Source organism: Microbispora sp. CA-102843, assembly GCF_050936215.1.
Classification (GTDB): Bacteria; Actinomycetota; Actinomycetes; order Streptosporangiales; family Streptosporangiaceae; genus Microbispora.
The window spans coordinates 6,499,833-6,513,432 of sequence record NZ_JBNJNF010000001.1; the positions used below are offsets into that span (position 1 = coordinate 6,499,833).

Here is a 13,600-nt window from a genome sequence, read left to right on the forward strand (position 1 = left end):
TGCGTGGAAACGGTCATGGAGACGGTCGCGATGATTCGCATCGGCGTCACCCGTGGGCGGCGGTCATGACCGCCTCGTCGATGTCGCGGCCCTCGGCCTCGGCGGCGGCCCGCGCCCGCAGGACCCGCTTGTAGTCGGTCGGCATGATCTTCCCGAACCGGCCGAGCGCGGCGTCCCAGTCGGCGAGCAGCGCCTTGGCCACCGTCGACCCGGTCTCCGCGAAGTGCTTCTCGACGATCTCCCGCAGGAACTCGGCGTCGTCGTCGTCCAGCGTCTCCAGCTCGACCATCTCGCGGTTGACCCGCTCGGGCCGCAGGTCGAGCACGTACGCGACGCCGCCCGACATGCCGGCGGCGAAGTTGCGGCCGGTCGGCCCGAGGACGACGGCCCGGCCGCCGGTCATGTACTCGCAGCCGTGGTCGCCCACGCCCTCCACGACGGCGGTCGCGCCGGAGTTGCGCACGCAGAACCGCTCGCCCACGACGCCGCGGACGAAGACCTCGCCGGACGTCGCACCGTAGAGGCCGACGTTGCCGGAGATGACCTGCGTCTCGGCCTCGAACGGCGCGTCGGGGTGCGGGCGGACGACGATGCGGCCACCCGACAGGCCCTTGCCGAGGTAGTCGTTGGCGTCGCCGGTCAGCCGCAGCGTGACGCCGCGCGGCACGAACGCGCCGAACGAGTTGCCCGCGGAGCCGGTGAACGACACGTCGATCGTGTTGTCCGGCAGGCCGGCCCCGCCGTACCGCTTGGTCACCTCGTGGCCGAGCATCGTGCCGACGGTACGGTTGACGTTGCGGATGGGCAGCTCCAGCGTCACCGGGTCGCCGAAGTTCAGCGCGCCCTCGGCGAGCTGGATCAGCGTGTTGTCCAGCGCCCTGTCGAGCCCGTGGTCCTGCTCGACGACCTTGCGGCGCGGGGTGCCCTCGGGCAGCTCCGGCTGGTGCAGGATCGGCGACAGGTCGAGGCCGGAGGCCTTCCAGTGCTCGACCGCCTGGGTGGTGTCGAGCAGGTCGGCCCGCCCGACGACCTCGTCGAGCGAGCGGTAGCCGAGCTCGGCGAGGTGCTCGCGCACCTCCTGGGCGATGAACTCGAAGAAGTTCACCACGAACTCGGGCTTGCCGGTGAACCGCTTGCGCAGCTCGGGGTTCTGCGTGGCCACGCCCACCGGGCAGGTGTCGAGGTGGCAGACCCGCATCATGACGCAGCCGGAGACGACCAGCGGAGCGGTGGCGAAGCCGTACTCCTCGGCGCCGAGCAGCGCCGCGATGATCACGTCGCGGCCGGTCTTGAGCTGGCCGTCGGCCTGGACGACGATGCGGTCGCGCAGGCCGTTGAGCAGCAGTGTCTGCTGCGTCTCGGCCAGGCCGAGCTCCCAGGGCGCGCCCGCGTGCTTGACCGAGGTCAGCGGGGATGCGCCGGTGCCGCCGTCGTGGCCGGAGATCAGCACGACGTCGGCGTGGGCCTTGCTGACGCCCGCCGCCACGGTCCCGACCCCGACCTCGGCCACCAGCTTCACGTGGACGCGGGCGCGCGGGTTGGAGTTCTTCAGGTCGTGGATGAGCTGGGCCAGGTCCTCGATCGAGTAGATGTCGTGGTGCGGCGGCGGCGAGATCAGGCCGACGCCGGGCGTGGAGTGCCGGGTCTTGGCGATCCACGGGTACACCTTGTGGCCGGGCAGCTGGCCGCCCTCGCCGGGCTTGGCGCCCTGCGCCATCTTGATCTGCAGGTCGTCGGCGTTGACCAGGTATTCGCTGGTCACGCCGAAGCGGCCGGAGGCCACCTGCTTGATCGCGCTGCGCCGCTCGGGGTCGTGCAGCCGCTCGGGGTCCTCGCCGCCCTCACCGGTGTTCGACTTGGCGCCGAGCCGGTTCATCGCGATGGCCAGCGTCTCATGCGCCTCCATCGAGATGGAGCCGTACGACATGGCGCCGGTGGAGAACCGCTTGACGATCGACTCGACCGGCTCGACCTCCTCGATCGGCACGGGCGCGCCGCCGGGACGCAGCTTGAACAGGCCGCGCAGCGTCATGAGCTTCTCGGACTGCCCGTCCACCAGGGACGTGTACTCCTTGAAGATCTCGTACCGCCGGGTGCGGGTGGAGTGCTGCAGCTTGAAGACGGTGGTCGGGTTGAACAGGTGCGGCTCGCCCTCGCGGCGCCACTGGTACTCGCCGCCGACCTCCAGCCGCCGGTGCGGGTTCTCCGCGCGGGGGTAGGCCCGCGCGTGCCGCTCCAGCGCCTCCGTGGCCAGCACGTCGAAACCGACGCCGCCGAGGCGGGAGGTGGTGCCGGTGAAGCACCGGTCGATGACCTCGGCGCCGAGGCCGAGGGCCTCGAAGATCTGCGCGCCGGTGTAGGAGGCGACCGTGGACACGCCCATCTTGGACATGACCTTCAGCACGCCCTTGCCGTACGCCTTGATCAGGTTGCGCACCGCCTTGCGCGGGTCCAGGTCGAACTGACCCGTGGCGATCATGTCCTCGACCGTCTCCAGGGCGAGGTAGGGGTTGATCGCGCTGGCGCCGTAGCCGACGAGCAGGGCCATGTGGTGGCACTCGCGGGCCTCGCCGGTCTCGATCACGAGCCCGACCCGGGTGCGGGACTTCTCCCGGATGAGGTGGTGGTGCACCGCGCCGGTGAGCAGCAGCGACGGGATCGGCGCCTTCTCGCGGGAGGACCCGCGGTCGGACAGCACGATGATCCGCGCGCCGTCCTCGATGGCCCGGGAGACCTCCTGGCGGATCTCCTCCAGCCGCCGCACCAGCGCATCGCCGCCGCCGGCCGCGTCGAACAGGCCGGACACGACGTACGGCTGGAAGCCGGGCAGCGCGCCCTCGTCGTTGATGTGGATGATCTTGGCGAGCTCGTCGTTGTCGATCACCGGGTAGGGCAGCACGAGCCGGCGGCACGACGCCGGGCCGGGGTCGAGCAGGTTGCCCTCGGGGCCGATCGTCGACTGAAGCGAGGTGACGAGCTCCTCGCGGATGGCGTCCAGCGGCGGGTTGGTGACCTGCGCGAACAGCTGGCTGAAGTAGTCGAACAGCAGCCTCGGCTTCTCGCTCAGCACCGCCACCGGGGTGTCGGTGCCCATCGAGCCGATCGGCTCGGCGCCGTTCTTGGCCATCGGCGTGAGGATGACCCGCAGCTCCTCCTGGGTGTAGCCGAAGGTCTGCTGCCGCTTGACCAGCGCCTCGTGGGTGGGGTGCTCGTGCTCGCGCTCGGGCAGCTCCTCGAAGCGGACCAGGCCCGCGTGCAGCCACTCGCCGTACGGCTCGGCGGCGGCGAGCTCGGCCTTGATCTCGTCGTCCTCGATGATCCGGCCGCGCGGGGTGTCCACCAGGAACATGCGGCCCGGCTGCAGGCGGCCCTTGCGGACGACCTTCTCCTGCGGGATGTCGGACAGCACCCCCGCCTCGGAGGCGAGCACGACCAGGCCGTCGTCGGTGACCCAGAACCGGCCCGGGCGCAGGCCGTTGCGGTCGAGGACCGCGCCGACCAGCGTGCCGTCGGAGAAGGTGATGGACGCGGGGCCGTCCCACGCCTCCATGAGGGTGGAGTGGAACTCGTAGAAGGCCCGGCGGGCCGGGTCCATCTCGGTGTGGTTCTCCCACGCCTCCGGGATCATCATCAGCACGGCGTGCGGCAGCGACCGGCCGCCGAGGTGCAGCAGCTCCAGCGTCTCGTCGAACGAGGCGGTGTCGGAGCCGTCGGGGTCGCAGATCGGGAACAGCCGCCGCAGGTCGCCCTGGATGAGGCCGGTCGCGAGCATGGCCTCGCGGGCGCGCATCCAGTTGCGGTTGCCGCGCACGGTGTTGATCTCGCCGTTGTGCGCGACGTACCGGTACGGGTGGGCCAGCGGCCAGGAGGGGAAGGTGTTGGTCGAGAAGCGCGAGTGGACCAGCGCGATGGCGCTGAGGTAGCGCTCGTCGGACAGGTCGGCGAAGAACGGCTCGACCTGCAGCGAGGTCAGCATGCCCTTGTAGACGATGGTCCGCGAGGACAGCGAGGAGAAGTAGACGTCCGCCTCGTGCTCGGCCCGCTTGCGGAAGGCGAACACGATCCGGTCGAGGTCGACGCCGGTCTCGCCGCCGGGCGAGGTCACGAACAGCTGCGCGAAGTGCGGCATGACCGCCCGAGCGGTGGCGCCGGGCAGGTCGCGGTCGACCGGCAGGTCGCGCCAGCCGAGGATCGTCACGCCCTCCTCGGCGGCGATCTGCTCGATGAGGCCGATCGCGGTCCGCCTGGCCTGCTCGTCCAACGGCAGGAACGCGGCGCCCGCGGCGTACGCGCCCTCGGGCGGCAGCGGGCTGTGCCATCCCAAATCGGCCACGACGGCGCGGAAGAACGCGTCGGGGATCTGGGTGAGGATGCCCGCGCCGTCGCCGGTGTCCGGCTCGCTGCCGCTGGCACCCCGGTGGTCGAGGTTGCGGAGCGCGGTCAGTGCCTTGGCGACGATGTCGTAGCTGCGGCGGCCAGCGACATCGGCCACCATGGCTACGCCACAGGCGTCGTGCTCGAATCCGGGGTCGTAGAGTCCCTGGGGCTCGGGGAGACCTCCGGGAAGGCCAAGGCGGGCAGCAGGCATGTAGTCACTCCCGTCGTCAACGTCTGCGTGGAACAGAGGGACGACGCTGGCCCTGCTGCGGTTGTGGTCCTTAGAGATTACAACACGCTGCCGGAATAGTGCCCCCCAGGTCCGCTTCGCGAACCTTCACAGGTCAGCGCCGTGGATATGGTTTGCGCATGGGTGGTCATGAGGCGATCGACGAACTGCTGGCGGAAGCCGGCGTGGACGGCCTGCGCCTGCGCGGAGCGCTGGCGCTCCTGTCCGGAGGCCGCTGGTGGACCTTGTCCGACCTGGTCAGGGAGACCGCGACGTCGCGGCGGACGATGGAGTCGCTGCTGCGGGTGCTCCCCCTTGAGCACAGCGGCGACCGGGTCCGTATTCCTATTGATCAGGTCAACCGCTACAACGTCGGGATTGATACGGATATTTCCGGTCTTGGGAATCCGGTCGCCGGAATGGTCGCGGCGCACGCCGAGACGCTCGAACATCTGGAGACGCTGATCGCCGGGGCCCCCCGGGGACGGCACGCGCTCGACCACGTCTCCGCGACCGCCGAGACCGTGCTCCGCCGCGCCCTCCTGCTGGGGCGGCGGTTCTGGCTGCCCGGCGCCCGCCTGTTGTGCGTCGGCGACCACGACCTGACCTCGCTGGCCGTGCGGATGATCCACCCCGAGGTCGAGGTCGCCGTGGCCGACATCGACGACCGCATCCTGGAGTACATCGACGCCCAGGACCTGGGGGTGCGCACCCGCTGGGCCGACCTGCGCCTCGGCCTGCCGCCGTCGCTGCGCGGCTGGGCCGACCTCGCGATCACCGACCCGCCGTACACACCCGAGGGGATCGGGCTGTTCGCCGCCCGCGCCGCCGAGGGACTGCGCGACCGCGACCAGGGACGGATCCTCGTGGCGTACGGTGCCTCGGAGCGCACCCCGATGCTCGCGCTGAAGGTGCAGAAGGCCCTCTTCGACCTCAACCTGCTGAACGAGGCGATATTTCCGCACTTCAACCGGTATCACGGGGCGGAGGCGATCGGCAGCGCGGCGGACCTGTACGTGCTGCGCCCCACCACGAAGACGTGGCCGGCGATCGCCGCCCGGCTCGACCGCCTCGCCACGGCCATCTACACGCAGGGCCCCCAGGCCGTCGAGTCCGCTCCGGCGGCGCCGCCGGACGAGGCGGCCGTGACCGCGTTCGGGCCGGACCTGCTCGCCGGCGACTGGCCGCGCGGCCTGCTGCCGCAGGTGCCGCGCACCCGGCTCGCCACCCTGCTGGCCAAGCCGTACGCCGCCGATCCCGAGCGGGTGGCGATCGCCGTGCCGGCCGGGCTGGAGGCGGCGCTGCCCCGCCTGCTGCTCGCGACGCGCGCCCGGCACGTGCGCGTGCTCACCGCGGGCCCTGTGGTGGACACGGTGGCGGACCTGCCCGCGCTGGCCGCGCTGCTGGCTCCCGTCTATCGCCTGGCCGCCGAGGGCCACGTCCTCGACGCCGTACGGCTCGCGCCGCCGGACAGCGGCCAGGACCGGGCGGTGCACAGGATCTTGGACAGCGCCCACGGGAAGGTCGCCAACGCCTGGCGCGAGGCGTTGACCGAGACGGCCGGGCTCACCAAGCGGCAGGCCAGGGCGGCCGTCGAGGAGGCCGCGCCGTGGGCCCTCGACGCCACCCCGCTGGAACTCCCCCTCCACCGCCTCGCCCAGATGAGGGCGCGGATCGGCGCTCCCACCACGGCCTGACGAGGACCGGCCCGGGTCTGTCGCGCCGGATCTATCGCACCGGTCTGCCGCGCTGGTCTGCCGCGCCGGATCTACCGCGCCGGATCTACCGCGCGGCGGGGACGGACGGCTGCGCGGACGTGCTCGCGCCGGGCGCGGACACCGCAGGAGAGGCGCCGGGATCGGAGGGAGGCTCCTCGGAGGGCTGGGCGGTGTCGGCCGGGCCCGGCGGTTGCGCGGGGTCCGACGGCACCCCGGCCACCTTGACCACGCGCCGGAAGACCGCCTTCTCGGTCTCCCGCACGGCCAGGCCGAGCATGATGAAGTCGTCCTTCTCCCCCGGTTCCGCGCCGTCGGCCCGGCCGATCCATGCCACCCCGAGGTAGTGCCCCAGGACGTAGGCGTTTCCCTCGCTGTAGGCGCCGAACTTCGCCCGCGGCGACTCGAGCGGCTGCACCCAGGCGCCCCGGTAGAGCGACGCCAGCGACTTCGCCAGCGACTCGGCCGCCGCGACGTCCGCGAGGTTGAACAGGGTGTACTGCGCGACGTACACCCCGTCGGCGGTGGCGTACAGGCCGCGGACGGCCTGGCCGCATCCGGCCTCGGCCAGGGCGTCGGCGAGGTCGGCCCCCCACACGGCGCCCGCGCAGGCCTGGTCAAGGCGGGTGGCCAGCCTGCGCAGCGTGACCTTCCCGGCCGTGAGCGTCCGCGTGCCGAACACCTCCTGGACGGTCAGCGGCGCGGTGTCGGCCTTCCTGCCGGCGATCGGGGCCAGTTCCTTCAGCGACGGCCAGGACTGGAAGGACGCGGGCAGGCCCTCCCCGGACACGTCGCCCGACGCCTGCGCCGGCGGCGACTGCCCGCCGCCGATCGCGTTGACCACCAGCGTCAGCACCAGGGCGATCGCCAGCACCCCCACAGCGGTGACCGACCACACGAACACACGCTGCTGCCGGTCGTCCAGCCCCAGCTCGGCGAGGGCGGCCCCGGTCCGCCCCTCGGCCTGCGCGGACGACCGGCGCTTGCGCTTGGTCATAGACCGCCGGTTCCAATCAGCGAGCCCAGGCCCCAGGTCAGCGCCGCCGCCACGGCCCCCACCACGAGCTGGCGCAGGCCGCTGAACCACCAGCTGCGGGCCGTCACCCGGGAGACCACGGCGCCCGCGACGAACAGCGCCGCCATCGACACCGCGGCGGAGACCCACAGCCCCCGCACGCCCAGCAGGTAGGGCAGGAGCGGGACCAGCGCGCCGAGGCTGAACGACAGGAACGACGACACGGCGGCCAGCACGGGCGAGGGCAGGTCGCCGGGGTCCACGCCCAGCTCGGCCCGCGTGTGGACCGCCAGGGCCTCCTCCGGGTTCCGGGAGATCTGCCGGGCGACCTCCCTGGCGGTCTCCGGGTCCACGCCCCGCTGCTCGTACATCCGGGCGAGCTCGGCCTCCTCGGCCTCGGGGTGCCGCTCCAGCTCCCGGCGCTCGACGTCGATCTCCGCCTGGGCGAGCTCACGCTGGCTGGCGACCGACACGTACTCACCGCCCGCCATGGAGAACGCTCCGGCGGCCAGGCCGGCGATGCCGGCGAGGGCGACGATCCTGGTCTCCGCTGTGCCGCCGGCGACGCCCGCGATCAGCGCGAAGTTGGAGACCAGTCCGTCCATCGCACCGAAGACGGCGGGGCGTAACCAGCCGCCGTTGACGTCCCTGTGCTCATGGTGGATCTCGGCCCGCGCCCCCGTCGTGGCCTTGGTCATCGCTGGCCGGCCTCCGGTTCCGCCGCGGTGCCGTCGCTCGCGGCGCCCGCTCCCGCGGCCGCCGTCTCCTTGCCTGAGCCCGCGCCGCCCGGCGATGGCGGGTCCTCGGCCTCGCCTCGGGCTTCCTCGTCCCGTTCGTCGTCACGCAGGAGTTCCGGCTCGTCGGCCTGGTCCCGCCCGTGGGCGGGGTCGGCGTGGTCTCCGCCGTTGTCGCCGATCTGCGCGCCCAGCGGCTCCTCGCCCGTACGGTTGCGGGCGAGCCACAGGTACGCCAGCGCGCACAGGAAGATGACGATCGAGGTCCACTGGTTCAGCCGCAGGCCGAGGACGTGGTGGGCGGGGTCCACCCGCAGCCCCTCGATCCAGAACCGGCCGAGCGTGTAACCCGCGACGTACAGTGCGAACACCCGGCCGTGCCGCAGGCTGAACCGGCGGGCGGCCAGGATCAGCACGACGGCGAGCGCGAGGTCCCACAGCGACTCGTACAGGAACGTCGGGTGGTAGGTGGTCGCGCCGGGGACGGTGCCCGGGCGGCCCGGCTCGATCTCCAGGCCCCACGGCAGGTCGGTGGGGCCGCCGAACAGTTCCTGGTTGAAGTAGTTGCCCCACCGGCCGATGGCCTGCGCCACGGCGACGCCGGGGGCGAGGGTGTCGGCGACGGCGGTGAAGGAGATGCCGCGCCGGCGGCAGGCGATCCAGACGCCGAGCGCGCCGAGGGCGATCGCGCCCCAGATGCCGAGGCCGCCCTCCCAGATGAACAGGGCGTCGATCGGCCGCTTGGGCGCTTCCGAGCCGAAGTAGATCTGCCAGTCGGTGATGACGTGATAGAGGCGTCCGCCGACGAGGCCGAACGGCACCGCCCAGACCGCGAGGTCGGTGATCGTCCCCGGGGCGCCGCCACGGGCGCGCCAGCGGCGTTCGCCGATCCAGACCGCGACGATGACGCCGAGCACGATGCACAGCGCGTACGCGCGGATCGGGATCGGTCCGAGATTCCAGACCCCCTGTGACGGGCTGGGAATCGAGGCGAGGAGGGGCATGTAACGTGACGTTACCGCAAGAGTGGACGGGTCCGGAGCGAGGCGCGGGCATCCGTCCCGCGACCTGCGCCGACCATCCGCCGCACCCGATCAGAGCCCGGCGTCCGGCGTCTCGCGGAGGGCGGCCAGGCGCGCGGCGAGGTCCCCCAGGCCCGGGTATTCGCCGAGATCCACCAGCTCCAGCCAGCCGAGAGCGGCGACCCCCTCGGGGTCCCGGGCGCCGAGGACGCCGCCGACGAGCGCCGCGACCGTGTCGGTGTCCCCGCCGAGCGACACGGCGTACGGGAGCGCCGCGACCAGGTCCTGAGCCTCGCGGATCACGTGGACCACCGCGGCGGCCGTCTCCACGGCGTCCAGGGAGACGCCCTCGGGCGGGGGCGACCACCGGCCTCGGGCGGCGTCCGCCACGGCGTCCATCGGCGCGTAGTGCGCACCCGCCCAGCGGGCCTCGGCCGCCGCAGCGTCCAGCAGATCGGCCGCGCCCGCGCCCTCCACCGCGTACGACGCCATGGCCGCGATCACGCAGGCCGCCGCCACGGCCGCCGGCGCGCGGTGCGTCGCGGCGGACAGCGCCTCGCACAGGCTCCGGCGGCGCTCCTGCCGATGGGGCGGCACGGCCCAGCCGACCGGGGCGATGCGCATCGCCGCGCCGTTGGTGGGCAGGTCGCCGGCCGAGGGCGCCGGGAGCTCCCCCGTGGCGTGAAAGTGCGCGAGGGCCCGCCGAGTCGTCGGACCGAGGCCGCGCACCCCAGGCGCCGCGTCGGCCAGACGGGCCAGGAAGTCCATGGAGGCGGGCCGTCCGTCCGTGTCGGCCAGGCACCGGGCGACCAGCACCATCTGCGCGGTGTCGTCGGAGGTCGAACCGCGCGGCCACCCCCGGTCCGGAGCCGGCAGCCGGACGACCCCGGCCGCGTCGACGCTCTCCGGCGGGCGTCCCTCCCAGGGCACGCCGAGCGCGTCGCCCGCCGCGAATGCGATCATCGCCCCGTGGATCCGCCTCGCGGCGCCCGCGGGTTCGGTGAGGGGAGACCGGTCGTCGTACGGCATGCGGGCATGCTAACCACGGCTCCGGAGGCGAAACCCGGCGTACGCGGCCGTCCCGGCGGTTCGTGGAGCGTCAGAGCTGCTCGCGCACGCCCGCCTCGCGCGCCAGCCCCTTCGTCTGGTCGTGCAGGTCGCCCCGGACCGCCGTACGGGCCCGGCCCCGGCGGGCCACGGGGAGGAGCGCGCGCCCGTGCGCGTCCTCCAGTTCGAACGCCAGGGCGGCGTAGTAGGCGACGACCGCGAGCACCAGACCGGCGACGCCCGACGTGGTCCTCCACCCCGCGGACGCGGTGAGCTCGTAGACGCCGGTGATCGCGAACCTCGTGGCGGACATCGCCATCACGGCGGCGGCCACCAGCTTGGGCAGGCCCGCGAGGGCCGGGACGAGCATCGACGCGGCGGCCGTGAGCAGGACGACGCCGAGCGCCGCGCTCGTCGAGCCGGGCGCGGAGGTGAGCGTGACGCCGCCGATCACCGCCCACGTGCCGGAAAGGACGCCCATCGCGGTTCCGGCGGCCGGATCGCGGGCGAGGAAGCCGAGGACCGAGACGAGGAACTGCAGCGGCGCGGTGAACAGCAGTGCGGCCAGGGCGACGGCGCGCCCCTGCGCGGCGGGCACCCAGCCGAGCTCCATCGCGGCGAAGGCGGTCGTGGCCAGGGCGAGACCGAGGAACCCCAGCGGCAGCGGGCTTCCCATGGGCCGCAGGACGACACGGGCGACACCGGCCTGTCCGCCGGCCTGCTCGCCGGGGAGGTCGCGCCCGCTCATCGGCCCGGCGGCACCACTCCGCTGCGGCCTCGCCGTACCGTCACGACCGGTTGTCCGGCTCTTGGGTGCGGCTGTCGAACTCGGTGTGGCCGTTCGGGCACTTCGGGATCGTGTCGCCCTCGTGGACCGACACCTTCTCCCCGCACACGGCGCAGTGGAAAACGCCGGTCTTGCGGGCCTTCTCACCGGTGTGGGCCGGCACGGCGCCCCCTCGCTCAGCTCATCGCGGCGGATTCGCTCGTGGCAGGCGCGGGCGGGACTCCGGTCGGACCGGCCTCTCCCCCGCCCTGTGCGGAGCTTGTGACATCGCGCTCGATACCCCCGTCGCGGGAGAACCACGCGGTCCTTGCCCGATTCTTGGCGGCGGCCGGGCCGCGGGACGGCCCGCGTGGGGGGCCGTCCCTGCGGGAGGTCACTTGCCGGCGCTCTCCACCGCGTCACGCAGCGAGCTCGGCACGAAGGCGACGTTGGTCTCGAGCTCCTTGCCGTCGAGCTTGATGGTCGGCGTGCCGGTCAGCTTCTGCGTGCTCATGGTCTGCTCGGAGAACTGCTGGTGCGCGGCGACGTTGCGCTGCTGCCGTACGCAGTTGTCGAAGTCTTCGGCGGTGACGCCGGCCTGCTTGCCCCACTTGATCAGCTCGTCGACGGTGAAGCCGGTCACGGTCTCACTCGGCTGGTTCTTGTAGAGCTCGTCGTGGAACGCCAGCCACTGCCGGCCGTCGGTGATGCAGCGGGCCGCGGAGGCCGCGCGCAGCGAGTTCCCCTTGGTCGGCTCCTGCGTGAAGATCGTGATCGGGTGGTACACGACCTTGGCCTTGCCCTCGGAGGCGAGGTTCTTCAGCGTGGAGCCGCTGGTCTCCTCGAACTGCTTGCACGCCGGGCACTGGAAGTCCTCGTACACGTCGACCACGGGCTTGGTCACGCCGGACTTGGCCATCACGACCGTCCCGTCCTTCTCCACGGTGACGGGAGCGACGCCCCCGGAGGCCTCCTCCGCGGTTCCCTGCCGCACCGACCACACCGTGAAGGCGGCGGCGATCACGACGATCACCGCGATGGTGACGATCATCGTGATGCGCTTGCGCTGATCCTGCTTGCGCAAGGCCTCCCGCTGGGCCGCGATCCGGGCCCTGGCCGCCTCGCTCGTCCGCTTGCTCACGAACCTTCCCCCCTGGCTTTCCTCACGGTGACGTCCGCGGTCGTCCGCGGTCACGCACCGTCGTCCTCGCCGCCGTCCGAGTCGTCCTCGTCCGCCGTTTCCCGCTCCCCCGTGAAGCCCAGCGCGGAGTCCAGCGACAGGCGGCTCGCCGGCCTGGCCACGATCCACGCCGCGCAGACCAGCAGCCCGAGGTCGCGCATCAGCTCCCAGAAGTAGTTGGGGTCCTGTCCCGTGGCGAGCGTGCCGTCGCCGCCGAAGCAGCCGCAGTCGATGCGCAGCCCCCTGGCCCAGGCCGACGCGATGCCGATGACGAACGCCACCATCAGCACCCCGCCGACGGCCGCCACCGCCCGCGTGAACAGGCCGACGAGCAGCAACAGGCCCGCGATGATCTCCAGGACGGGCAGGCCGTATCCCACGACCTGCGCGACGGAGTCAGGCAGGAGCTGATAGGCCCGCACCGCCTGCACCGACAACGCGGGCGCTCCGATCTTGAGCGCCCCGGCGACGATCAGTACGCCGGCGAGCACGACCCGTGCGGCGGTCGTGACCCAGGAGAGTACGGGTTTCGCGGGCTGTAACCGTTCGGACACCGAGGCGCCGGATGCCAACTGAACCATGAGTCTCCTCGCCCGGTAGGCAACACCGACTGAACAGTACCGGGACCCAACCTCACCATGTGCTGGATAAGAGCATGGTAAGCCGTCTTATCTCGGCTGGTCGCGGCGCATGTGCAGGAAGGAAACCCCGGGGCGGCTCAGCGCCGGACGCCCCGGGCGAGTTCGGACGCGAGCTCGCGTACCGCCGCAAGACCAGACTTCTCGTCCGGCGCGTCGAGCAGGCGCCGGATGAAGGCGGACCCGACGATGACGCCGTCGGCGTACGCCGCGACCTCGGCTGCCTGGGCGCCGTTCCCGACGCCGAGCCCGACGCAGACGGGCAGCGACGTGTTCGCCTTGGTCCGCTTGACCAGGCCCTCCGCCGCCGAGCCTACGCTCTCTCTGGCACCGGTCACGCCCATCAGCGAGGCCGCGTACACGAAGCCCGTGCAGCAGGCGGCGACCCGGGCGATGCGCTCGTCCGGCGAGCTGGGCGCGACGAGGAAGACCGTGTCGATGCCGGCCTCCTTGCTCGCGGCGAGCCAGGGCTCGGACTCCTCGGGCGTCAGGTCCGGCGTGATGGTCCCGACGCCGCCCGCCGAGGCGAGGTCGCGCGCGAAGCGCTCGGCGCCGTAGCGGTCGATCGGGTTCCAGTACGTCATGACCAGCGTCGCGGCCCCCGACTTCGCCACACCCTCGACGGTGCGCATCACGTCGGCGATGCGGGTGCCGTTGGTCAGCGACCGGTGCACCGCGTCCTGGATGGTCGGGCCGTCCATGAGCGGATCGGAGTACGGCAGGCCGATCTCGATCACGTCGCAGCCGGCCTCGACCATCGCGGTCGCCGCGGCGACCGCGCCGTCCTTGGTCGGGAAGCCCGCCGGCAGGTAGCCGACCAGCGCGGCCCTGTCCTCGGCGCGGGCCTTGTCGAACACCGCTTGGAGTGTCGTCATCG

Annotated in this window: 11 protein-coding genes; 1 reads left to right on the forward strand and 10 read right to left on the reverse strand. The window is 72.6% G+C overall.

What is annotated here, in order from left to right; genetic code table 11:
* Positions 1-46: 46 nt before the first annotated feature.
* The gene (gene gltB, locus ACQEVJ_RS30135; protein ID WP_433106843.1) at positions 47-4,588 is read right to left on the reverse strand and encodes a glutamate synthase large subunit; all 4,542 of its coding nucleotides are present in this window, start codon (positions 4,586-4,588) and stop codon (positions 47-49) included.
* A 158-nt stretch (positions 4,589-4,746) separates the two neighbouring features.
* On the opposite strand from gltB, the gene ACQEVJ_RS30140 reads away from it, so the two are divergent.
* On the forward strand, positions 4,747-6,303 hold the full coding sequence (locus ACQEVJ_RS30140; RefSeq protein ID WP_433106845.1) for a bis-aminopropyl spermidine synthase family protein: 1,557 nt from the start codon (positions 4,747-4,749) through the stop codon (positions 6,301-6,303).
* An 85-nt stretch (positions 6,304-6,388) separates the two neighbouring features.
* On the opposite strand, the gene ACQEVJ_RS30145 is transcribed toward ACQEVJ_RS30140, so the two are convergent.
* From ACQEVJ_RS30145 to trpA, 9 genes are all read right to left on the reverse strand, one after another.
* Positions 6,389-7,318 carry a hypothetical protein gene (locus ACQEVJ_RS30145; protein ID WP_433106847.1) on the reverse strand — a complete coding sequence of 310 codons (930 nt, stop codon included), beginning with the start codon at positions 7,316-7,318 and terminating at the stop codon, positions 6,389-6,391.
* Positions 7,315-8,034, reverse strand: a complete 720-nt coding sequence (locus tag ACQEVJ_RS30150) for a VIT1/CCC1 transporter family protein (RefSeq protein WP_433106849.1) — start codon at positions 8,032-8,034, stop codon at positions 7,315-7,317. The genes ACQEVJ_RS30145 and ACQEVJ_RS30150 overlap by 4 nt, the downstream gene beginning before the upstream one ends.
* Positions 8,031-9,074 carry a prolipoprotein diacylglyceryl transferase gene (lgt, locus tag ACQEVJ_RS30155; protein WP_433106851.1) on the reverse strand — a complete coding sequence of 348 codons (1,044 nt, stop codon included), beginning with the start codon at positions 9,072-9,074 and terminating at the stop codon, positions 8,031-8,033. The genes ACQEVJ_RS30150 and lgt overlap by 4 nt, the downstream gene beginning before the upstream one ends.
* A gap of 90 nt (positions 9,075-9,164) precedes the next feature.
* Positions 9,165-10,121: an ADP-ribosylglycohydrolase family protein gene (locus ACQEVJ_RS30160; protein ID WP_433106853.1), complete on the reverse strand. Its 957-nt coding sequence runs from the start codon at positions 10,119-10,121 to the stop codon at positions 9,165-9,167.
* Between the two features lie 70 nt (positions 10,122-10,191).
* Positions 10,192-10,887: a hypothetical protein gene (locus tag ACQEVJ_RS30165; RefSeq protein ID WP_433106855.1), complete on the reverse strand. Its 696-nt coding sequence runs from the start codon at positions 10,885-10,887 to the stop codon at positions 10,192-10,194.
* A 40-nt stretch (positions 10,888-10,927) separates the two neighbouring features.
* Positions 10,928-11,089: an alpha helical protein gene (locus tag ACQEVJ_RS30170; protein WP_030509970.1), complete on the reverse strand. Its 162-nt coding sequence runs from the start codon at positions 11,087-11,089 to the stop codon at positions 10,928-10,930.
* 210 nt (positions 11,090-11,299) lie between these two features.
* On the reverse strand, positions 11,300-12,046 hold the full coding sequence (locus ACQEVJ_RS30175) for a DsbA family protein (RefSeq protein WP_433106857.1): 747 nt from the start codon (positions 12,044-12,046) through the stop codon (positions 11,300-11,302).
* A gap of 50 nt (positions 12,047-12,096) precedes the next feature.
* Positions 12,097-12,666, reverse strand: coding sequence for a DoxX family protein (locus tag ACQEVJ_RS30180; RefSeq protein WP_433106859.1), 570 nt, complete (start codon positions 12,664-12,666; stop codon positions 12,097-12,099).
* Between the two features lie 137 nt (positions 12,667-12,803).
* Positions 12,804-13,598: a tryptophan synthase subunit alpha gene (gene trpA, locus ACQEVJ_RS30185; RefSeq protein ID WP_433106861.1), complete on the reverse strand. Its 795-nt coding sequence runs from the start codon at positions 13,596-13,598 to the stop codon at positions 12,804-12,806.
* Positions 13,599-13,600 lie beyond the last annotated feature (2 nt).